Genomic DNA, 239 nt, shown 5'->3' on the forward strand with positions numbered 1-239 from the left:
CAACTTCGCCTGGCTGATCCCGGTCGGCCGTTCCAGCGACGACGACGGCCCCGGCATCCTCGGCATGCTGCTGATCATGATCCTGGGCCCGCTCGCCGCTTCCCTCATCAAACTGGCCATCAGCCGCTCCCGCGAGTACGAGGCCGATGCCTCCGGCGCTCAGCTGACCGGCGACCCCCTCGCCCTGGCAAGCGCCCTGCGTAAGCTGGAAACGGGCACCAAGCAGCTTCCCCTGCCCC

Annotated in this window: 1 protein-coding gene; it reads left to right on the top strand. The window is 69.0% G+C overall.

Going from position 1 to position 239, the window contains the following annotated elements; genetic code table 11:
- On the top strand, nt 1-239 hold a 239-nt coding region (locus J0695_RS41570), incomplete at both ends, for a M48 family metalloprotease (protein ID WP_206969999.1).

The organism is Streptomyces beijiangensis (assembly GCF_017315755.1).
In the GTDB taxonomy this organism is placed as follows: Bacteria; Actinomycetota; Actinomycetes; order Streptomycetales; family Streptomycetaceae; genus Streptomyces; species Streptomyces beijiangensis.